This is a genomic window from Cupriavidus pinatubonensis, from assembly GCF_019602855.1.
In the GTDB taxonomy this organism is placed as follows: domain Bacteria; phylum Pseudomonadota; class Gammaproteobacteria; order Burkholderiales; family Burkholderiaceae; genus Cupriavidus; species Cupriavidus pinatubonensis.
The window spans coordinates 1530664-1552944 of the sequence record NZ_CP080766.1 but is presented as its reverse complement, the minus strand read 5'-3'; the positions used below and the strand labels follow the sequence as shown (position 1 = coordinate 1552944).

The window sequence follows — 22281 nt, the reverse complement described above, 5'->3', positions numbered from 1 at the left end:
TGGGGCGCTATTTTACCGGTTCGCCGCCCTGGCCGGGCAACGCATCCGCCTGCTGGCCGCGCAGGCTGCCGAACTGCAGCGCGTACTGGCGCGTCAGTTCTGCGCCGAAAAAGAAGATCTGTGCAGAGTAATACACCCACAGCATCAGCGCCACGACCGAGCCGGCGGCCCCATACGACGATGCCACCGCGCTGTTGCCGAGGTAAAGGCCAATCAGGCGCTTGCCGACCGAAAACAGCACTGCAGTGATGATCGCGCCCATGGTGACATCGCGCCAGGCAATGCGCGCGTTGGGCAGCATCTTGAAGATGACCGCGAACAACGCCGTCACCACGGCAAACGAGAACAGCGTCGACAGCACATCGGCCACGGGCGCGAACCAGGACTGCGTCCACAGCGCGCCCCAGAAGCGATCGATCACGGCAAGCGCCGCGTTCACGATCAGCGAAACCAGCAGCATCAACGCCAGCACCAGCACCAGGCTGAACGAGAGCAGCCGCGAGCGCAGCAGTTGCTGCCAGCCCGCCGTCGCCGGCACCGGCACGTGCCAGATATCGTCCAGGCTGCTCTTGAGTTCGGCAAAGGCGCTGGTAGCACCGACAAACAGGATCCCGGTGGCGATGATCGCGGCCACCCCGCTGCCCCCGGCGCGATGCGTGGCAGCCAGGATGCTCTGGATCGCACTCGCACCCTGTTCGCCGACCAGATCTTGCAACTGCTCGAAAATCTCGCCGCGCGCGGCCTCTGCGCCGAAGAACAGGCCGGCGATCGATATCACCAGGACCAGTATCGGGGCCAGCGAGAACAGCATGTAGAACGAGAGTGCGGCGCCCTTGCTGGCAGCACGGTGCGCGAACCACGACTGAACCGCGGCAACCACCACGCGAACCGTGCGCTGGCCGGTGTGGCGATCAGGCAGGAAGCGTCGCAGGCCAGAGTGCGGACGGCGGGCGTGGCGGTCCGTTGGATCGGACAGGTTGTGCTCATCAGCAGTCATGCTCGGGAGACCTTCGCAGCACCACGGACAGAACGTGGCGCCAGCTGCCATGCCTGGTGCAGCCGCAGCCGACGCGACACCTGCGTTCATGATACTTCGCATCGGAGCACTCTTCCGGCCTGGAGCCGCATCCGGCAGTACACGACCGACCTGCTACAGTAAAAACAGGCATGCCTGCCCGCGCCTGTGACGCGGCATCTGCGCCGCAACTACCGCGAAAGGAGCCACTGTGACCCGCACGATCCCAGGGCGGCCGCTGGCCGTCATCTTGCTGCTTGGACTGAGCCTGCTGGCTTGTGGTGGCTGCGAACGCAGCCAACCCGGACCCAAACCCATTTCCGGCGCGGGTGCCAGCGGCGCCGGCCAGTCGCCGGCTCCGGCACAGCAATCAGCCCCGGCACGCTGAGCGTCTCCCCGCGTCCTGGCTAACCCGGCGTACCCGTTTCTGCGTGCGGCGCCGGCGTGCGCGCAAGTGATATACGCGTGGCCCGTGTAACAGCGCTGCAACCGTGGCGGAATTGCACCAGCGGACCCCCTCGCGGCGCGCAATGCCGCCTAGGACGCGACATCGCGGCATGTAACGCTCACGCGTGGCGGGGGCGCGGCGCGCCACGCGGGCCGCTTCCGTTGCATCGGCGTAACGGAATCGTCGGCGACCGCGGCACAAGATGACCATACAGCCTTTGCATCGGGCTGGAAGCCGCATGAAACAAGCGCTTGCGGCCATTGGCACACTTGTCGCTCTCTGTCTGACAGGGAGTAGTAATAATCCGTGACGCCACCACACGCCATTACGCGCGATTGCAAGAGGAGCCCCCAGCCATGCGTCATCCGCCAGCACGCATGACGGCACGCCGGCGTTCGCACCGGTTGGCGGGACCGCCGCCGTCTGTCATGGACCTGTTGTCATCGCCGTTGCTGCCGCATCCGCGTGTGCCAACACAGCCCGCATCGCCATGCGCGTTATGGAGCCGGGCGCTTGCGATCTCGGCGTATCGGCGCCGCACTGGACATTAGATATATTTAGATATGGCCACGGCGCAGCCGCTATAGCGCAGCAAGCGCCGCAAGCCAGCAGGAATTGTGCTCCGTCCCCCGGCGGGCACTTTTTTCCACCAAGGGAGGAGCCACCATGAAAGCCGGATACCTTGCCGCCGCCCTGGCTTTGTGCTCGACCAGCGCCTTGGCGGCCAGCTATGCCTATTTTGACCGGCCCGATAACGCCAGTGACAATTCGCATGCGGCCGTGAGCAGCGACGTCTACGTGCGCGGCTTCGGCTGGGCATGGGGCGACTTGCAGTTCAAGCAGGACCCGGGCGCCGCGACGCCGAACGAGCGGCAGGCACGCGATGGCCTGGACCGCCGCGACGCGGCGCCCGGCCGCCACAATGACGGCGGCGGCAACGCCCCGCCACGCCCGCGCGGCAAGATCAGCATGAACCTGGCGGCGGCTCCCGTCGCCGGGACCGAAGCTGCCGGACCGGTGCGCACGCCACCCGTGCCGGTCGCCGTTGTGCGCTGACGTGCCGCAAGGCACGGGGAAGGGGGAACCGGCGAGCGGACGTCGCCAGTTCCCCTTTCCCTGGAGCGCCTGGCGCGCGCATGCGGCCAGTCGGCTCAACCGTTCGCCGGCTTACTCGCCGGCCGTCTGCTGCGTCTCCACGCGGATGTTGTGCTTGTGCATGAGCCGGTACAGCGTCACGCGCGACACGTTGAGTTCGCGCGCGGCGGGCACGACATGGAAGCCGTGGCTCGCCATGACACTGCGGATCGCCTCGCGTTCGGCCTCCTCGCGAATCGCATCGAGCGTCTTGCGCGGCAACTCGGCGCCACCATGCAATTGCAGGTCCTCTGCGGTAATCTTGCGGTTGTCGGTCATCACGATCGCACGCCGCACGCGGTTGATCAGCTCCCGCACATTGCCCGGCCAGGCGTATTGCATCATCGCCTGCGTGGCGCATGGCGAGAATCCGCGGATGCGCCGGTGGGCTTCGTGCCCGTGCTCGGCCAGTACCGCATTGGCAAGCAGCAGGATGTCCTCGCCGCGTTCGCGCAATGCGGGGATGGTCAGCGTGAGCACGCAGAGCCGGTGGAACAAGTCCGCGCGGAAGCGGCCATCGGCCTGCGCCGCCACCAGGTCCACGTGCGTGGCCGAGATGATGCGCAGATCCAGCGGAATGGACTGGTGTCCGCCCAGCCTGGTGATGGTGCCCTGCTGCAGGAAGCGCAACAGCGCCACCTGACTTTCGAGCGGCAGGTCGCCGATTTCATCGAGGAACAGCGTGCCGCCCTGCGCCTGCTCGATCCAGCCGATCTTGCGCTGGTTCGCGCCGGTGAACGCGCCCTTCTCGTAGCCGAACAGCTCCGACTGCACGAGGTGTGAAGGAATCGCGCCGCAGTTGATCGCAACGAAAGGTCCCTTGCGCCGGCTCGATGCCTCATGGATGGCCTGTGCTGCGAGTTCCTTGCCCGTGCCCGACTCGCCCGAGATGAACACCGGCGCCTCGTTGTGCGCCACCTTGGCGAGCGAGCGGAACATCGCACGCATCGACGCGCATTCGCCGATCATGGTCCCATGCGGCGCCATCTCGGTGGTGCGCCCGTGATGCAGGCACGCCATGCCATGCGCATGCTTGAGCGTGTAGAGCAGTTCGTCATGCGAGAACGGCGTGCGCACATAGTCGACGCAATAGTCGCGGATCAGCCGGCGTATGCGCTGGTCCGCAAGACGTGCATCGGTGGTGATGGCCACCCACGTCACGTGCAGGTGTTGCAGCCCCTGCTCCAGCTGCCCGAGCTCGACTTCGCTGTACTCGGTCTGCAGGTCGATCACGCCCGCCATGGGCGCGCTCGATCGCACGATACGCTCCAGGTCGCGCACCTGCTGGATGCGGCGCACGTCCCAACCCGGCCCGAACTGGGCAGGGGTAAAACCAAAATCCTCATGACGCGACACGACCACGACCTGCGCGGCGCGTGTCGGCGCCTTGCACAGTCGGTCCATTACGATCTCCCGGACGTTGGGCTTATTGTTCATCCCGGTTTCCCGGCGCATCGGTTCCGGCCCTCCCGGCCGTTGCCGCCGCGGGTTTGACGTCGGTGTCACGAACTGGACTGACTGCGTGCTGGTTCATCCATGACAGCAAGCGGATCGCTGCCAAGATGCAATTCTTCCTGGAGACGCCGCCGCACGGCATCGCGCTCGCGCATCAGTTCAACGCGCGGAGCCTCGGGCGTCTGTCCGGAATACTGATAGTAGAGAGCCTTGTAGGTCTGCTGGCTCAGGATCCATTCCTGCAGCAGCTCACGCTGGCGCACCAGTTCGGCCTCGAGCAGCCGATGGCGCCGCAGCAAGTTCTCGATCGCCTCGCGCGCGCCCGCCGACAGCTCGCCGTCCTGGAGCAACGCGGTCACGCCCGACACCGCCGCACCGTCGTGGCGGATCCTGCGGGTGGCTGACTCACCCGCGGCTTCTCCCAGTGCAGCCCAGGTGCGATGCATGGAACGACTGGCGGACTCGCTGATGGGCCCGATGGCGGTTCGCCGGATTTCTCCTGCGGTCATGATCTGATCCCCGTTGTACAACACCCCCGGCACTACACGTTCGCGTTTACCACTTTTCTGTCTTTAAATTGTTTTTTGCTTGGCGCACGTGTGTCCGCGCGCTCTGTCTTCGTGGTGGCGATGCCGTATTGAAAAACGGTCTTGTCGGACGTGTCCCACGGCAGGCGGACTTGCCGAAGCTGCTTCAGTGCGCTCTATGGCGCCTTTCCCGATGAACCGGAGTCAAGAAAGGGCGCTTTCATGCGCCCTCTCTTTGCCACGCCTATAGTTCAGTGCATTTGCGGCGGTTTGTCCAGCCCCGAGTGGGGGATGTCCGACCAAACTCATGCCGCACTCATCCATTGGGATGAAGCCTGCGGCAAGCGCCTCACCGTTCTCATCCATCGGCATGGCATGCTTCTGCGGTCATGCGCCAGCGCGCCCGATGCTCGCAGAAACGGGTACGCCTTGCCACGGCCGGTCACGCAGAAACGGGTACGCCTTGAGGGTTCTCGGCACGCAGACTGAGGCGGCGCGGACCCGCCTCGACCCCCACCGCTCAGTGGCCTGGCAGGTAGTAGAACTTGAAGACGAACACCGCAGCGATGATCCACACCATCACCGGGACATTGCGCGCACGGCCGGTCAGCAGCTTCAGCACGGCGTAGCTGATGAAGCCGAATGCGACGCCATTGGCGACGGAATAGGTGAAAGGCATGCCGAGCGCGGTCAGCACGGCTGGCACGACTTCAGTGACGTCGTTCCAGTCGATGTCGAGCAGTTCGCGCAGCATCAGGCAGGACACATAGAGCAATGCGGGCGCGGTCGCATAGGCCGGCACCGTGCCCGCGAGCGGCGCGATGAACAGGCACGCCAGAAACAGGACCGCGACCGTCACGGCGGTGAGCCCCGTGCGTCCGCCTGCCTGCACGCCCGATGCGCTTTCGATATAGGCAGTGGTCGACGACGTGCCCAGGAACGAGCCCGCCATGATCGCCGTGCTGTCCGCCATCAGCGCCTTGTTGAGGCGGTCCATGCGGCCGGCCTTGAGCAACCCAGCGCGGTTGGCCACGCCCATCAGCGTGCCGGTAGCATCGAACAGTTCCACCAGGAAGAAGACCAGCACTACGTTGACGATGCCGATCGACAACGCAGCCGAGATATCGAGCTTGAACAGCGTCGGGCTGATCGACGGTGGTGCCGACAACACACCGTGGAACGTATTTCCTGCAAAGAAGAAACTCAGCACCGTGGTCAGCAGGATGCCGATCAGGATTGCCCCCTTCACCTTGAGCTGGTCCAGCGAAACGATGACGAAGAAGCCGACGATCGCCAGCACCGCGGACGGCTGGTGGAGGTCGCCGATGGTCACCAGCGTAGCGGGGCTCGCCGTGACGATGCCCGCGTTCTTGAGCGCCACGATCGCGAGGAACAGGCCGATGCCCGCGGTGATCGCCACGCGAATCGAATGCGGAATGCCGTTGACGATCATCTCGCGGACGCGGAACAGCGTGACCAGCAGGAACAGGCAGCCGGAGATGAACACCGCGCCGAGCGCGGCCTGCCACGCGAAGCCCATGCCCTTCACCACGGTGTACGCAAAGTAAGCATTCAGGCCCATGCCGGGGGCCATGGCGATCGGATAGTTGGCATAGAAGCCCATGATCAGCGTACCGATCGCCGCAGCCACGCAAGTGGCCACGAAAACCGCGTCCTTCGGCATGCCGGCATCGCCCAGGATGGACGGGTTTACGAAGATGATGTACGCCATCGTAAGGAAGGTCGTCATCCCGGCAAGGACTTCGGTGCGGACATCCGTCTGGTGTTCCGACAGCCCGAAGAGGCGCTCAAGCAGCGACGGCGCGGGTTGGCCGGCGGCTGGGCCGCCCGGTGGCGTGGAGGCGGGTTCCGGTATCGACATGAATGGTCTCCTGACTGTCTATCGTTGGTGCATCGGTGCGCCGGACGCAATGGCCGATATGGCCGGGACATCCTGGCCGCCGCATGGGCATGGGTATACCGCGCCCATGTTGCGGCAAGCGTACGCTGGTACAGAATCGTGACGCAGGTGGCGGTGCCGACGCATGAACGACATGCAAAAGGCGTGATGATCGCACAGCGCCGAAAAGTGATGCCCGCCCCACCCCGGGATCACTCCCAGCTTGACGGTGGCATCGAACCCCCGTATAAATCGGCCTAGATTCAAGCGACGAGGCAACAGTTCATTCGTTAGCCACCGTCTGGTACTTCGGTTGTCCATGGTGTCCTTTCCTTGAGTTCTATGTAGGATGGCGGTTTCGCCATTCGCTTTTTTTATTTTTTCTGGAAAGCAAATCATGCAAACCGGTATCGTCAAATGGTTCAACGACGCCAAGGGCTTCGGCTTCATCAAGCCGGACGCAGGTGGTGACGACCTCTTCGCCCACTTCTCCGAAATCCGCTCGGAAGGCTTCAAGTCGCTGCAAGAGAACCAGCGCGTGTCGTTCGAAGTCAAGAACGGCCCGAAGGGTCTGCAAGCCGCGAACATCACCCCGCTGTAAGCGAGCGCGCGGCGCGCCTGGCGCGCTACGACAAGGAACCCGCCCACTGAGGCGGGTTTTTTTACGCCTGTTGGGGTCGCGACTGCCGCTGTCGCGCCTTCACTGCCACATCCCTCCAGTAAGACCGGAGGACGGTCTCCCCCTCTTCCTACCGAATCCGTAAGTGCCGGCCTCCGGCACGCAGAAACGGGTACGCAATCCCCGTCCCTGGGGAGTCCGGCCGCATACCTTCCGCAGCGCAGCACGCAGAAATGGGTACGCTCGCTCCGATTCAGGCCCGCAGAAACAGGTACGCAAACCGGAAACGCCTGTCCGGCCCCTGATTCCACGCCCGCAGAAACGGGTACGGCGAGAAATTTTTTTTCGTGCCCCGTCGTGATTGCCACGACGCGTAGATAGCCCCTCTTTCTGTTGCCGTGCCGCATTTTTCCTGCGCAGAAATGGGTACGGGTGTTGTTGCAGCGCAAGAATTTTCCGCTGCTGAGCCCCCTTGGGACCAGTTCGCAGAAACGGGTACGCGGTCCCCTGGCGTTTGGATTGGTCCGAGTACGCAGAAATGGGTACGCACCGAGCAGAGCCAACCCTTGCGCCTGTCGCTCACCGAAGACTCAGTACGCAAACGTGCGCAGAAACGGGTACTCGCAGCCTGTGCCGCCAAACGCACGTATACGTATAAATGTGAGCGCTAGCTTTTGTGGAAAGGCATGTGTATAATGGAAAGTGTTATTGTTTGGCTGCGGCGCGAACGTGAGACGACTCGCAGAAACGGGTACGCACTTCGCCATTGCGCATCTGTTAAACACGCAGAAATGGGTACGCCGAACTTGAGGATCTGCCTGGGCCGGCGCGTCGCAGAATCAGGTACGCCGCAGAAATGGGTACGACAACGAGCGCACAGCTGTGTAAACCGCCGCAGCGCAGAATCAGGTACGCTTTGGATCGATCTTTCGCAGAAACAGGTACGCCAAAGCGTTAACAGGCAAGGCGTATACCGCGGAACGTACCTGTTTCTGCGGGGATAACTCCGGCCGGCGAGCGCGTTTACGCCTCCTGGCGATCAAAACGGCACATCGCCGCAGAATTGGGTACGCAAATGGACGCTCCAGCTGTGGAAAAGCCTGTGTGAACAAGAAGTTATCCACGCAGAAACCGGTTCAGGCCACCCGCTGAAACAGGTTCGTCCTTGCGCAGATTCGGGTTCGGGGCTTCGCAGAATCGAGTACGTTCCTCCGCAGATTCGGGTTCGCGGGCGGGACAGATCTCTTTTGAAATCAAGGCGCTGACCCCTCCGTATACGGTTTACAAGTAGTTAACCCGTATCGGTATCGTTTACTTGTAGCCAAGGTCTGGCGTTCCGTGGACAACCCTCCCGGGTTGCCCACCGACATGCCAGCCTTCTGCCAGCCAGGTAAACACGGCACCTCAACCCAATTGGCATACAGGGAAACGCCACAGGAAACGTAACGGAACGTATACGTACCCGTTTCTGCGTGACAAGGTTTACGGCTTCGCGTACAAAGGCGGGTAATCCGAAGCACGCCAATATGCCCATCAAACGCTCCCCGGTCGCCGCGGGGGATCGCTCCGTCCTGGATATGGACGGCGAGCCATCCCGCATCATTGTTCCCGGCAACGAGAACAACCTGGTTCCGTCCGAAAAATTCCAACGCCTGTTCGACGAGGCGCAGGCCATGGAGCGCGAAGACGCCTGGCAAAGCGGCGAAGTCGGTTTCCTGAGCCGGGCCAGTGTCCAGGTGACGTTGCCCTATCGCGCGCCCAAGGGCGCGCCGCCGGTGTGGACGCGTACGAGCGGCAACATCTCGCTGATGATCCAGCCTGGCTACTTCACGCAGCAGCGGTCGGAGCGCGCCAGCAATGGCCGGCAGAAACTTGTGTCGGAAACCGTGTCGCTCGGTTACCCCTATGGCTCCTATCCTCGCCTGATGCTTGCTTGGATCGGCAAGGAGATCATGGCCAAGAAGAAGCGGGGCGAATTCACCGGCACGGTTGAGGACCGCCGCATCTCGCTGGGCAATTCCCTGTCGGAGTTCATGTACAACCTCGGCATTCCGATGGCCACTGGCGGCAAGCGCGGGACCATGACGCTGGTACGCCAGCAGATGATCCGGCTGTTCTCGGCCACGATTGCGATCGTGCAGAACAAGTCGATGCCGAGCCAGAATCAGACCAGCAACCACGAACCGCTGTCGATCGATCGCGTTGGTTACCTGCTAGCTGATCAACTGTCGACGTGGTGGGATCCCATGCAGCCCGGGCAGGGCTCCATGTTCGAGAGCTTTGTGGTGTTGTCCGAACCCTTCTTCAACGAGCTGGTCAACCGACCCGTGCCGGTCGATATGCGCGCACTGAAGGCGCTCAAGCAGTCGCCGTTCGCGCTGGACGTCTACTCTTGGCTGACGTACCGGTTCTTTACGATCCAGCGGCGTACGGAGATCCCCTGGGAGGCCCTGCAAATGCAGTTCGGCACCGAGACCGAGAGCGAACGCAAGTTCCGCGCGTTGTTCCGCAAGGCGCTGAAGGATGTGCTCGTGGTGTATCCGGGTGCCAAGGTCGACGCGGACTCGTCAAAGGCCCTGATCCTGCAACCGTCGAGGACCAGCGTCCGCAAGCTCGGCTGATACCTGCCAGGGTCAACAAAAAAGGCAAGCACGCAGCTTGCCTTTTTTGCTTTCAAACGACAGCCGCGCATCAACTGCGTGGCTGCCGCAAGATCAGGCGGGCTTGATCGCCGATGCCTGCAGGCCCTTCGGACCTTGCTTGACCTCGAAGGTCACGCGTTGGCCGTCCTTCAGCGTCTTGAAGCCCGAACCCTGGATTTCGGAGAAGTGCGCGAACAGATCCGCACCGCCGTCGTCCGGGGTGATGAAGCCAAAGCCCTTAGTCTCGTTAAACCACTTGACCGTACCGGTTGCCATAGGAATTTCCTTTTCGAAGCAAGTTCTCTTACACCACGTAAACAACCGTTCAAGCACGTTGAGTTCTCGTAGATACCGAACGGAAGCCGACGAGGTTGGCACGACTTGACTCGACTGTAGGGCGCATCATAACCAGATTGTGCTGGCGTGTCATGTGCGCCGTAGAGCGCACTACAGATACTTTAGGCGGATTGTCTGACGCATTTCAAGCAGAAATATCAAGCTTTGGGCTTTTTGCCAAAGCGGCCGCAAAAAGCGCTCTTGCAGTGAAAGCGCAAGGGATGTTTATATATTTTATAAAATTTACGAACTGGGTTGATACGTCACGTCGTTTTGGCTAAAGTTGCGCCTAAAGTTAACTGCGCTTTCAGCGCTGAAAGAGAGGTCCTTGTGGCAGCAAAAATCATCACGGTCTTCAACCAGAAGGGCGGGTGCGGCAAGACTACGGTGAGCATGCATCTGGCCGGGACGCTCGGTCTGCGTGGCGCCCGTTCGATGCTGGTCGACATGGACGAACAGGGCACTGCGACGCGATGGGCGGCACAGGCTAGTGATGAACGCCCTTTTCCCGCCTCCGTTATTGGCCTGGCGCCGTCGGGCGGTGCCATGCATCGGGAAGTCCGCAAGTTCGTGCAGGACTACGACTACATCGTTGTGGATTGCCCGCCTGCGGTCCATTCCGCGGCGCCGTCGAGCGCACTGCTGATTTCGGATCTGGCGATCATTCCCGTGGTACCGTCGCCCCCCGATTTGTGGGCAGCCGTGGCGGCGAAGACGCTGGCCCAGCATGCACAAGTCCAGAACGAAACGCTGCTGATCCGCGTGATGGCGAATATGGTTCAGCGACGCGTGTCGATCGCGCGGCAGGCCATCGAAATCCTTGGCGACGACGGCGAGGTACCGCTATTGAACTCGATGATCGGGTCGCGCTCGGCATTCCGCGAATGCCAGGCAATCGGATGTACCGTCCACGGCGTCGCCGGCGCTCGCGAAGCGGTTCAGGAGGTCGACATGATGGTTGATGAAGTGTTGTCTTTGATTGAGCATTAAGGCATGGCTACAAAACTGAAGAGCCTGAAGGCGGGCATGCTGGCCGGCATGGCGGCCGAGAAGAATCGCAGCGATTCCCTCGATCGATTCGCGCGCGCCGAGGCGGCGATCTCCCAGCATCCGAACGGCCTGCTGCAGGCGCGCCAGCCGGAGCCACCGACGGCTTTCAGCGCTGAAAGCGCGGAAACCGAGAACTCCCGTGCGCTGGTCCGGATTCTCCTGACCCACCTGCATGACAATCCGCTAAATGCCCGCCGCATCTACGATCCTGCCGTCGTGCAGGAGCGGGCCGCATCGATTGCCACCCACGGACAGAAGACGCCAGGCCTTGCCGCGCCGGATCCATCCCGGCCGGGCCACTACATCCTGATCGACGGCCACTATCGAAAGCGCGCCCTGGCATCTGCCGGCAAGCTCGAGATGGAATGCTTTGTCGAAAATGATCTTAGCGACCTCGACTTCTACCGGCTGTCGTTCATGCTCAACGAGCAGCGGTCGGATCAGTCCGCGCTCGACAACGCGATCGCCTGGCGCCAGTTGCTCGATGAAGGCAAGGTGCAGAAGGAGGAGGACATCTGCGAGTTGACCGGTATCTCCGCCGGCACGGTAAACAAGACTCTCGCATTGTTGCGCCTTCCCGAGTCGGTTCTGGCTGTCATGCGGGAACGGCCGAACGCGATCGGCATCGCTGCGGGTTATGAACTGACGCTGTACTTCAAGCTGGCGGGTGAGGATCGCACGCGTGAACTTGCGACGCGCATCATGACGGATGGGTTGTCCAGCCGTGAAGTCGAGTCAATCCGCAAGCAGGCGCAGGAAGGCAAGTCGCGCAAGGTCAAGGAGATCAGCCGCCAGTACAAGATTCGTACAGATGCTGGTCAGTTGCTCGGCACGATCAAGGAATGGGATTCCGGGCGGGTGATGCTGGATGTTCAGCTTAGCGACCGCAGCGCGCGCGAGGCGCTGGTGGAGGCGCTCAAGGCGCGCTTTGGCCTCGACAAGACGCTGCTCTGACGTAGTGCGCAGCTGAGGCGAAGACCGTGTAACGCGGGGAGGGGAATGACCTTCTCCTCCCTGCCGGCCCGCAGGGGCTTCATGCTGTCGCAGTACGGATCTGTCTCGGCGTGAATGCCGGCAATTCGCGTGCCTTCGCTGTCGCGAAAGTCTTCCACGCTGTTCGCAACAACTGATCGAGACCGCTGGCCCCATAGCCGGCAGCACTGCCTGCCAGGCGCTTCGCGAGGCCACGACGGGTGCGCGGAAATTCGAGCGGCCCAAGGAGCGCCGCGCTAGCAGGCGGGTTGACTTCAAATCCTCGCCGTACCCAATGCTTCCGAAGCGCTGCGAGGGTGTCGGCAGCAACCACGGCAGCGACCGATGGCGCACCATCCTCATCCAGACGGGCCCCGTCTCCATCCATTCGCAAAGCGCCGCATGTCACGCTGGCAAGGTGGCTTAGCCTGAAGCCATCGCGCACCAGCAGGCCGGCTGCAAGCGCTGCCTGCCACTTCGCGTCTTGTTGCGACCTCAGCCAATCGAAGAATTCATCAATGTCATTTCGCTTCAGCGCGTCTGGAGCGTTTGCTGCGTCGGATGCTTCTGGTGCCTCGGACACCACCACGTCGGCCCGCGCAACGGACGCATCGAGCATCCCGCGGACATCGCCTATCCGTCCGGCGCGGGACAGTGCCTTGAGCATGGCATGCACCACGCGCAGCGCTGCAACCTGCGAGCTTGCGCCGAGCGGCCCCTCGAATGGGCGCCAGTGAACCCGGTCGCGCGGGCTTGCGGGGCCGCACCAGAACGACGCCGGCTCCGGTGCGCGCAGGAAAGCCGCATAGCGTTGCAGCGCTTGCGTCGTCATATTTCTCAGTTGCAGTCGTTCCTGGGCCAGCCAAAGCAGCAGCCGCTCCGCCTCCTTGCGATAGCTGTTTCGGGTATGGGGCGATCGGGGCCTGGCGTCCAGCCATTGCCGAACGAGTTCCAGATCCGATCGCTCAGCGTTTGGCCCCGCGTCGCTATGCGGCAACATAAGTTCAAGCGGTACGGGATGCGTCATGCCCGGGCCCAGTGCAAGGGGGACCAGGGAAGGACGTCGCGAGACGTCCGACGGTGCGACGATATACGGCGCTATAAGTGCCTTATTATTATCTTTTTGTGCGGCTCGCTGTTGGATCAACCACCGTGTAATGACCTCCGCCGACTTCGGGCCAATGCGAGGAACGGCGCGCCACCAGCTGCTGCCTCGAGCATTAGCCAGGTCGGCCAGATCTGAAATCTTGTGGATGCCGGCTGAGGTCAGGCGCCGGGCCAGGCTCGGGCCGAACCATAGCCCTACCTCATGTCCCGACGACGGACGCCCCTGGCCAAGACCCTCTAGAGAGGAAAGCGCGTCAACGCGGCGGGTCATGCCGACGTCGGAGCGCCCGCGCAGCGCCTCGAACATCTCGGCGATCTCGGGCCGGTCGTGCTGCAACGCAAACTGGACCAGTCGGTCGCGCAGACTAAGGATCCGGGTGATCGCCTGGTGCTCGGTCAGCACGTCATCGTCGTCCGGATCGGTGAGGTACCGGTTTGCGATATCGACCGACCTCATGCCCTGCGCGTACGCGCGCACGACTGCGAATTCCGTCCGCGTCAGCTTGGTGGCACCCGATGCGCCGCCGTCTTCACTCATTGCCCGATCTCATGTAAGTGACTGAACTATAACAACTTTATCCAAAGTGGATTCCGAGCAGGCCACTTTTGCCGCACCAAAGTTAATGTAAATTATTTTTGTGCGAATCACCACACTTCCGCAAGTGCCAGTGAGTCTCCGCACGGTGCGGCGGGCGCACAAATCACCACCCCGGTTGCTGAAGTCCGCCAGAGCGTACCCATTTCTTCGTAGGAACCCTGCGGGTTCTGGCCCAATTCATCGCGGAGTCCTATGCCGGGCAATGCCGGATTCCCCCGACGCGTCGCGGTTCGGATAATGCACCGCGGCGCGCGACGTTGGCGGGCGCGAAATGGACTATCTACGCCAGTCGCACGCGCTCCCAGTTTCGGCCCCGCCGGCACCACCGCACCCACGTTCCATCTACCGTGAACTCATTCTCTTTCACGCCCGGCCAGGTCAGGCAAGGCCTCGGGCGACTCTGGCAGCGTGCCGGGAAAATTCCTGCTGCTGATGTCCGAAAGACGATGGGCATGACTTGCGCCGCGATTGCACTCATTCTTCTTTTGAGCGCCCATGTGCTTGAGACGCTGCATTCGCAGGAGCGTGCTCGCGTGAAGGCCGAACGGCAGGCCGCGCTGCATGCCGTCACGCGCATGATCGGGATGCTGAGGGAGGACGGTGAGACACGGCTGCGGACGATCATCGAGAACCCGTACCAGATCGACCTCGCTCGCCGCATTGCCGCCGCGCCGGGCGACCAGGCCCTGCGCGCCGAGTATGAGGCGTGGATCACGCCCGTCTTCCGCAGCCGCGGCTTCGAGGGCTATAGCCTGATCTCGCCGCAGCGCGTGATTGTCGCTGCCAGCAGCCGCGCCTATGTCGGCAGGCCGGTATCGACCGCGGTGGTGATCGAAGCGCTGGCTCGCGCACAGCACGCTGATTACGCGGCGACACGGCCGAACCGGTCGCCCATGCCGATCCTGACTGCCGAGGGCGAACAGCCCCCGGGCACCTTGTTCCAGCAGGTCTGTGCCCGCATCGGCACGCCGGAGGCGCCAATCGCCTTCCTTTGCCTGCGTACGGACCCCCAGGATCGGCTGTTCGAGATCCTGCGCGTGGGCTGGTCTGGCAAGAGCGGCAAGGCCTATGTCATCGACGCCGCAGGGCGCCTGCTGTCGCCCGGGCTGCCTGGCGACAGAGCATTGCAGCCATCGGCGAAGCCATGGGTATCAGCGCCCTTCGGCCTGTGGGCGCAAGTCCCGACCCGGCCGCGCGGTGGCGGGCCATCGGTGCCTGCCGACGGTAACGGACAACTGACCGAATTGGCTGCTGCGCTGATCGATGCCAGGGACGGCGAGACGCGCGTATTCGATCACTACCTCGACTATCGCGGCCGCCGCGTCATCGGCGTGGGCCATTGGTTTCCCGACACCGCAATGGGTGTCATTGTCGAACTCGACACCGATGAAGCGTACCGCTCGTTCCATCTGGCGCGCCAGGCAATCATCGCGCTGACCGCGCTCGCCATTTGCCTGATCCTTGCGCTGACCGCCTTGCACTGGCGCAGCCGCCGGGAAATGCGCCAGAACGCGGAGCGCTGGCAGGCCTTTCGCAAGAACGTGCCGGCGGGCCTCGCCTACATGAGCCCAGGCGGCAGGGTCGATATGGCTAATGATATCTACTGCGAATTCGCCGGCCTTCCCCTCCATGACCTGCTGGGTAGGAACGCGTGGACGGCCTTGCCCGACCGGCGCGTCGCAGGCATCTGCGAGCGCGGCCATGCCGACGTGCTGCGCACAGGCCAAACGCACGTGGACGAGCATACGCTGAATGTGCGCGCGCACGGGCAACGGGTCTACCGCGTCGCGAGGTTTCCGGTCCGCAGCCGCCATGACGCAGTCATCATGGGCGTCGGCACCGTGGTGACCGACATCTCCGAACAGGAACGGACGCGCCAGGCGCTGGAAAACCTGGCGAGCACGCTCGAATGGAAAGTGGCCGAGCGCACGCGCGAACTGATGGAGGCGCGCGAGTCGGCGGAAGCGGCGGCGCGGGCCAAGTCGCAGTTCCTGGCGAACATGAGCCACGAGATCCGGACCCCGCTGAATGGCATCAGCGGCATGACCCATCTCGCGATCGGCGAGCCGGACAGCGGCAGGCAGGGGCAATACCTCGCGCGCATCGAGGAGTCTTGCCAGCACCTGCAGCGTATCGTCAATGACATCCTCGATTTCTCGAAGATGGAGGCAGGCATGCTGGCAGTCGATGCCGCGAGCTTCCCGCTTGCGCGCCTGCTGGACCATGTCTTGTCCCTGTTCCGCGAGCAGGTCCGCAAGAAAGGCCTGGTCTTGCAGATGGAGGTCGATCCCGCGCTGCCGCTCCATGTCATCGGGGACTCCCAGCGCATCGGGCAGATCCTGATCAACCTGCTTGGCAATGCGCTCAAGTTCACCGATGCCGGCGAGATCCGCTTGCGGGTGCGCGCATGCAATGCCGATGACGACACCGTGGCCGTGCGCTTCGAGGTCAGCGACACGGGAATCGGCATTGCCGAAGATGCCTTGCTCGTATTGTTCAGCCCGTTCCACCAGGCCGACAGTTCGGCCGCGCGGCGCTTCGAGGGAACGGGCCTTGGCCTGGCGATCAGCAAACGACTTGCCGAGTTGATGGGTGGTCGCATCACCGTGCAGAGCCAAGCAGGTGTGGGCAGCTTATTTACGCTCGAGATCGGTCTTGGCGTTTCGAAACCGCCCGCATGGCAAGGCCGCGCTGCACGCCTGCCGGCCGTCACGCCAAAACAGGACGCCGTCCAGTCTTCGGCAGAACACGTGCACGACGATCTGCCTGGCGCTGCACGCACCGCGACACCGCACGCCCTGCGCGGACGCACGGTGCTGCTGGTGGAGGACAACCTGATCAACCAGGAAGTCGCGCAGGCGCTGCTGACGCAGGCCGGCATGCAGGTCACGCAAGCGAACAACGGCCAGCATGCGCTGGGCCTGCTCGCACAAGGGCGCTTTGATCTGGTACTGATGGACGTCCAGATGCCCATGCTGGACGGGCTCGAAACCACGCAGCGCATCCGCCGCGATCCGCGGCACGCCTCGATGCCGGTCGTGGCATTGACGGCCAGTGCGCTGGAAGATGACCGGCAGCGCTGCCTGGCGGCCGGCATGGATGACTACGTGTCGAAGCCGATCGAGCCCCGGAAGCTCTACCAGGTCATGGCGCGGCTTGTGGGCGGCGATGCACAGTCATTGCAAAGCGCCGCGGCGATCATGAGCACGCCAGCGCAAGCCGTCGCGAAAGTTCCGTGCATCGTATCGCTGCGCGCGATCCCGGCGCTCGATGTCGGGCCGGCACTCGAACGGCTGCAGGGACGCCGCGAGATCTACGTCGGGCTCGTGCAGCGCATTCTTGCCGAGCGAATGGACTTCCACCGGCAGTTGCATCAGGCCGTATCCGAAGCGCGCTACCGCGATGCGAGCCTGCTTGCGCACAATATGCACGCGATCCTGGCCACGCTCGGCGCGGTGGAACTCGCCCCGATGCTTCGCACGCTGGAGCGCCAGCTCCTCGACGACCGGCCCGACGAAGCGCTGCTATCCGCGTTCATGGACCAGTTTGAATCGCTGCTGTCGTCGCTGTCGACCGCGCTGAAGTTCGTCGACGCGCCGACGCCGACGCAGTCCTGCGCCGCTGAGTAGTTCTACTCTCCCCCTTGCATGCATGCCGCAAGACACTCGCGGCATCGCGTTGAAGCGCACGGTTCCTTCGCGTCAGGCCTCGGGCGTGGTACGCGCGAGGCGACTCCCCGACTGCACCAAAAGCGAGCCTTAAATCTGGCCTGCGCCTGACGATAACCGGAAGCCTGATACAGGCATCCATCAAGGAAAGGCTGGCGATGAACCAGCCTGACAAGCACTTGCCTTCGCCGGCAGGGAACGGGTCACGGACAGCGTAGGAAAATCTCGGTGAACGACTTAAGCATCAAGTAGTTCCGAGACGAAGGATCACGCCGGCGCTGGCGGCATTGCGCGCCCGGGACGCGCAGCGTCTCGATGCGATCGTGCGTGGTCCGATGAAAGCGCTCTATCCCCCCGCGAAAGGACCTCAGCGCGCTGATCGAACTGCAGCTCAATGTCGGCAAGGCCGAATACGAGGCAACTTGCAGCGCGACTGGGACCTGACGGGCGAGCGAAGAACAAAGCGGCGGCCGCGGAATCGCTGCAGGAGCGTGTGCGGGATTTGTCCGCGGCGGTGGCGGTGTTTCAGACCGGACAGGTTTCAGGGGGCACCCGGGATCAGGGCCATTTCACGCCCGCTGGCGAACGCGAGGGCTTCCTCGCCATGCCGCAGGTCGGCGCCCTCATCGTGCAAACACATCAGTGCTGCGATTGCTCGTTCACAGTATTTCAGCGCTGAAATCGAAAGCGCAATCCGCAACCTGGACTCGTGATGAAAGGGGTCGCTTGGGCGGTGACTGCGGCGAACTCCGCTATTGAAAACCCCCAATGTGGGGCGGCCCTGACATATGGGCGAAGCGCCACGTGCGGACCGCGCGGGCATTAACTCCTGGCTGGACCTTCACGCGAACATACATCGCTGACCGTACGTCGACAGCGACGTCAACGCGGCGCTGTCGAAATGCATATATGGGGTGCCGCACATAGCTACTCTCTCGCGCCGCCAGCACCGCCCATAATTGCTTGAAGCAAAGGAAGACGCCAACTGGGCTATCACCCGCAAATCATTCCGGCCGATCGATGAATTGCGTGGCGTGTGCGTGGCACGGCAAACAGCAAAGACGCTCTTCCAGTCCTGGACGCGCGGTGAAAGGTGCGAAGTTTGCGCAATAGCAAGGTAGCTGGTCTAGTGAGGGAGCTTTGAGAATTGGGAAGCACCGTCTGCGGCCATGATCCGCTTGCGAAACCAAATGATTAGATCATGCGGCTATCCCATATTTCGTGGAATCTGGCTGGATTAACGCTCCCATTACTCGTCGCAGCTGTCACGGTCCCGCAACTCATACAGAAACTCGGGAACGAACGGTTTGGGTTACTGGCGCTGGCATGGGGATTGATCGGCTATGCGGGGGCGCTGGATCTCGGCATCGGTCGAGCGCTGACGCAATTGGTCTCCAGTCTACGGGGCGCAGACAACCTGGCAGATATTCCGGACGTGTTGGCGACAGCACGGCGGATCACTCTTGTGGCCGGACTGGTCGGTGGCATTTTGGTCGCGGCGACCGCGTTGCTGGGTGGATACGCCTGGATCGACGCGCATGGTACTCCCCCTCTTGAGATCCGCTCGGCCATGATCTTGCTGGCCATTGCGTTGCCGGCGCAGGCGATGAGTGCCACGTACCGCGGAATGAATGAAGCCTTCCTGAACTTCAAAGGCATCAGTCTATTGCGAGCGGGACTCGGCGTAATCAATTTTGGTGGGCCGTATCTGGTAACACTCTACACCAATCAACTTCCGTGGCTGATTGCAACGTTAGTTGTCAGCAGGGTTCTTGCTTTGTTCGCATTTGATTACCTGGCTGCCCGATGCATGCGGAATGGTGGGGTTGGATATAAGGGCGCCTATTCTTCAAGAATCGCGCGATCACTGTTCGCCTTCGGCGGATGGGTGACGGTCAGTAGCATCGTCAGCCCGATCCTGGTCCAGGCGGATCGCTTTGTTATTGCCTCGGTCATCTCCGCTGCTGCCGTGACTGTTTATGTGTTGCCGTACGAGATGGTGACGCAAAGCCTGATATTGGTAAGCTCGGTGTCGTCCGTAATGTTTCCAACCTTGAGCCAGTTGATGCGCGAGCGTCCTGGCGAGTGGCGCCCCTATTTTCGTCGCTGGCTGTTCATCATGGTTGGATTGATGGCGGTCGTGAGCATATTGATGGCCTTGCTTCTGCCGGATGTACTCTTGTGGTGGATAAAGGATCATCTGAAATCCGAGTCGATTGTAATCGGTCAAGTGCTGTGTCTCGGAGTCTTTGCTAATGCGATCGGCTCCATGTTTTACGCGTTGATTCAGGCAGACGGGCGAGCGAGTCTGACCGCCACATTGCACATGATCGAATTACCGATTTTTGTTGTTTCGCTATATTTTCTCCTAAATACATACGGTATTCACGGTGCGGCATGGGCCTGGGTGGGTCGTATGATTTTTGACGCCAGCGCGCTCGCATACTATTCCAGGATGCGGAATGTTTGAGTTATTGCTGCTCGTTACGTTCGCAGGGCTGCTGACAGCGAGTCGGCGGCCATTGGGGTTTGGGAACCCGTTCCAGATTTATTTCTTCGTTTGGTTCTCTTTGCTCCTTGGATATTACTTGTCCCGGGATTCTTTTATCTCGATGTCGGTGGAATTTGTCCTTCTTATTCTGACCGCGAAGCTTCTGGCATTGCTTATCATGATCTTATGCTGTCGCGGGCTTCAGGGGCGAGGCCCAGAAATCCGGCGGCACGGGGTCATTGCGAGAAAGACTCGATTTATTGACCTGGCTCAGCTGGTCGCGATCATTGCTCTGCCGCTCGTCTACGCGCGGGCTACGGAAATCGCGGGTGGTGAGAGCGTTTTCACCGTGTTGGGTTATATACAACTTCGTGCGGCGATGACGGAGGATGGAGAGGGTTATGGGATATTGGCATACCTGTGGGTACTTTCGTTTGTGACTACCTCCGTGTCAATATTTCTTTATCGGCAATCCAATTTGGGATTTGGGCGCCTGTGGCTTTCGGTTGCGGTGAGTCTTTGTTACTGCTATCTCAGCACTGGTCGGACATATATCTTGTTCTTTTTGTGTCTGGCCCTTGTTCCGTTGATGAATGTTGGCGCAATTCGTATGCGCGGGTTACTCATTACGCTGATCATATTTATTGCATTATCAGTATTTGTGGCGGGGATGACTGCCAAGGGGATTTCCGCGGATGACGGTATTGTGGAAAATGTAGAATCGTTTCTCGAAAGCATGAAGGGCTATACGATTGCACCTTTGCTTGCATTTTCCCGGCTTGTGGAATGGAATCCGGATCTAAGTTGGGGCGAGAATACGTTTCGCTTGTTGATTTCCATTCAGTACGCTTTGGGTATTTCAACTCTGGCGCCTGTAGCCTTGATGAAGGGATATGCGTTCGTCCCGGACCCAACAAATGTGTATACGGTATATGAAGTTTATTTCCGCGACTTTTCGTACCTCGGCGTGCTAATTCCGCCCGTGTTCTTGATTGTGCACTATTGGTTATACAGGAGAGCGCGCGCGCGCGGTGGAGTCTGGATCTTCTATTATTCAGCATCGGTGTATCCGCTGGTGATGCAGTTCTTCCAGGACCAGTATTTTTCGTTGCTGTCAACCTGGATACAGGTCTGGTTTTGGTATTGGCTCCTTACGACGCCGCACCGATTCAGCTGGAAAAAGGGAGGGCTCGGTCATGCTTGATATTGTTCTGGTGAACTGGAATAGCCGCGGGCAGCTCTCGGATGCAATCGAAAGCATTATGCAGTATCACGGCGGATTGGTTGAATCGGTAATTATTGTCGATAATGCGTCGAGTGACGATTCTCTGTCGTTGGCGAAAGCCTCGGCGACGAATTCACCATTTGATGTAAAGGTAATAGTCAATACCTCGAATCGCGGATTCGGGGCGGCCTGCAACCAAGGTGCGGCGCTTGCCAGGGCAGAATTTGTGCTCTTCCTGAATCCGGATGCGAGAATATTTGCCGAATCGTTGCTTAGACCGCTGACCTACCTTAGGGAACCGGGGGCGGCGGACGTCGGGATTGTCGGCGTTTCACTTGTGGACGAGAAGAATCAAGTGTCTCGCAGTTGCTCGCGTTTTCCGACGATGGCATCTTTTTTTGCTAACGCTACCGGACTCAATCGCCTTCCGGGTCTAAGGCGATGGACGCAAGCCATGGTGGAATGGCCGCACGATTCGAACAGGCAAGTAGACCAGGTGATAGGGGCTTTCTTTTTAATGCGCCGTGACCTGTTTGTGGCACTGCGCGGATTTGACGAGCGATTCTTTGTTTACTTTGAGGAGGTCGATTTATCGCTGCGTGCTCGTCAAGCCGGATTCAGGAGTATGTATATAGCTGACGTCCAGGCGTACCATGCCGGTGGCGGCACTTCGCAACAGGTAAAGGGGCATCGGTTGTTTTACTCTTTGCGTAGCCGCTTGCTTTACGGGTTCAAACATTTTAAGCGGATTCCTGCGTGGACGTTGGTTTTTGTGACCCTTTGCCTGGAGCCGTTAAGTCGGATAGGTTTTTCGCTAATCGCCGGCAGAGTTGATGATGCTCGCAATACATGGATGGCCTATCGTATGCTGATTGCAGATCTCGGCGATATATTGATGAGGGCAAGCCGGCCATGAAAGTTGTCTTGTTCTGCTGTTGCGCGATCCATGCCTGAACCGCGCTCGGGCGGTGGCAAATGAGTATGGAGTTGCCAGGATATGAGTAAAAGGCGGAGGATCCTTTTCGGAGGGTTTGCAACGGCCATCGGTGCTTCACTGCTCCGGTGGCAAACAAGTCTCGCAGGCACTGAGGAGC

Annotated in this window: 16 protein-coding genes; 10 read left to right on the top strand and 6 right to left on the bottom strand. The window is 61.2% G+C overall.

Going from position 1 to position 22281, the window contains the following annotated elements; all coding sequences use genetic code 11:
• Positions 1–7: 7 nt before the first annotated feature.
• On the bottom strand, positions 8–997 hold the full coding sequence (locus K2O51_RS07050) for a YihY/virulence factor BrkB family protein (protein WP_245001785.1): 990 nt from the start codon (positions 995–997) through the stop codon (positions 8–10).
• 229 nt (positions 998–1226) lie between these two features.
• Here K2O51_RS07050 and K2O51_RS07045 point away from each other — a divergent pair, with 229 nt between their 5' ends.
• Together K2O51_RS07045 and K2O51_RS07040 are read left to right on the top strand one after the other, a co-directional pair.
• Positions 1227–1403, top strand: coding sequence for a hypothetical protein (locus K2O51_RS07045; RefSeq protein WP_166487107.1), 177 nt, complete (start codon positions 1227–1229; stop codon positions 1401–1403).
• Between the two features lie 726 nt (positions 1404–2129).
• On the top strand, positions 2130–2519 hold the full coding sequence (locus tag K2O51_RS07040) for a hypothetical protein (RefSeq protein ID WP_140949793.1): 390 nt from the start codon (positions 2130–2132) through the stop codon (positions 2517–2519).
• A gap of 111 nt (positions 2520–2630) precedes the next feature.
• On the opposite strand, the gene K2O51_RS07035 is transcribed toward K2O51_RS07040, so the two are convergent.
• The 3 genes from K2O51_RS07035 to K2O51_RS07025 form a co-directional block, all read right to left on the bottom strand.
• On the bottom strand, positions 2631–4001 hold the full coding sequence (locus K2O51_RS07035) for a sigma-54-dependent transcriptional regulator (protein WP_140949807.1): 1371 nt from the start codon (positions 3999–4001) through the stop codon (positions 2631–2633).
• A gap of 98 nt (positions 4002–4099) precedes the next feature.
• Positions 4100–4561, bottom strand: a complete 462-nt coding sequence (locus K2O51_RS07030) for a hypothetical protein (protein WP_011301447.1) — start codon at positions 4559–4561, stop codon at positions 4100–4102.
• A gap of 538 nt (positions 4562–5099) precedes the next feature.
• The gene (locus K2O51_RS07025) at positions 5100–6461 is read right to left on the bottom strand and encodes an NCS2 family permease (RefSeq protein ID WP_220629987.1); all 1362 of its coding nucleotides are present in this window, start codon (positions 6459–6461) and stop codon (positions 5100–5102) included.
• 415 nt (positions 6462–6876) lie between these two features.
• On the opposite strand from K2O51_RS07025, the gene K2O51_RS07020 reads away from it, so the two are divergent.
• Together K2O51_RS07020 and K2O51_RS07015 are read left to right on the top strand one after the other, a co-directional pair.
• Entirely contained in the window at positions 6877–7080 is a 204-nt protein-coding gene (locus K2O51_RS07020; protein ID WP_035875195.1) for a cold-shock protein, read from the top strand.
• A gap of 1544 nt (positions 7081–8624) precedes the next feature.
• The gene (locus tag K2O51_RS07015) at positions 8625–9719 is read left to right on the top strand and encodes a replication protein RepA (protein WP_011301450.1); all 1095 of its coding nucleotides are present in this window, start codon (positions 8625–8627) and stop codon (positions 9717–9719) included.
• Positions 9720–9812: 93 nt separating this feature from the next.
• Here the strand turns inward: K2O51_RS07015 and K2O51_RS07010 are convergent, their stop codons facing one another.
• A complete protein-coding gene (locus K2O51_RS07010) occupies positions 9813–10016 on the bottom strand; it encodes a cold-shock protein (protein ID WP_006159056.1) in 204 nt (67 codons plus the stop codon).
• A 390-nt stretch (positions 10017–10406) separates the two neighbouring features.
• Between K2O51_RS07010 and K2O51_RS07005 the strand changes: the two genes are divergently transcribed.
• Positions 10407–11066 carry an AAA family ATPase gene (locus tag K2O51_RS07005; RefSeq protein WP_011301451.1) on the top strand — a complete coding sequence of 220 codons (660 nt, stop codon included), beginning with the start codon at positions 10407–10409 and terminating at the stop codon, positions 11064–11066.
• Positions 11067–11069: 3 nt separating this feature from the next.
• Positions 11070–12080, top strand: a complete 1011-nt coding sequence (locus tag K2O51_RS07000; protein ID WP_011301452.1) for a ParB/RepB/Spo0J family partition protein — start codon at positions 11070–11072, stop codon at positions 12078–12080.
• Positions 12081–12159: 79 nt separating this feature from the next.
• Here the strand turns inward: K2O51_RS07000 and K2O51_RS06995 are convergent, their stop codons facing one another.
• Complete coding sequence (locus tag K2O51_RS06995; protein ID WP_220629986.1) at positions 12160–13743, bottom strand: site-specific integrase; 1584 nt, start codon at positions 13741–13743, stop codon at positions 12160–12162.
• Positions 13744–14300: 557 nt separating this feature from the next.
• On the opposite strand from K2O51_RS06995, the gene K2O51_RS06990 reads away from it, so the two are divergent.
• From K2O51_RS06990 to K2O51_RS06975, 4 genes are all read left to right on the top strand, one after another.
• Positions 14301–17432, top strand: a complete 3132-nt coding sequence (locus K2O51_RS06990; RefSeq protein WP_220629985.1) for a PAS domain-containing hybrid sensor histidine kinase/response regulator — start codon at positions 14301–14303, stop codon at positions 17430–17432.
• A gap of 1240 nt (positions 17433–18672) precedes the next feature.
• Entirely contained in the window at positions 18673–19941 is a 1269-nt protein-coding gene (locus tag K2O51_RS06985) for an oligosaccharide flippase family protein (protein ID WP_011301455.1), read from the top strand.
• A complete protein-coding gene (locus K2O51_RS06980) occupies positions 19934–21166 on the top strand; it encodes an O-antigen polymerase (protein ID WP_011301456.1) in 1233 nt (410 codons plus the stop codon). The genes K2O51_RS06985 and K2O51_RS06980 overlap by 8 nt, the downstream gene beginning before the upstream one ends.
• Complete coding sequence (locus tag K2O51_RS06975; RefSeq protein ID WP_011301457.1) at positions 21159–22103, top strand: glycosyltransferase family 2 protein; 945 nt, start codon at positions 21159–21161, stop codon at positions 22101–22103. Before K2O51_RS06980 ends, K2O51_RS06975 begins: the two co-directional genes overlap by 8 nt.
• The last annotated feature ends 178 nt before the right edge of the window (positions 22104–22281 follow it).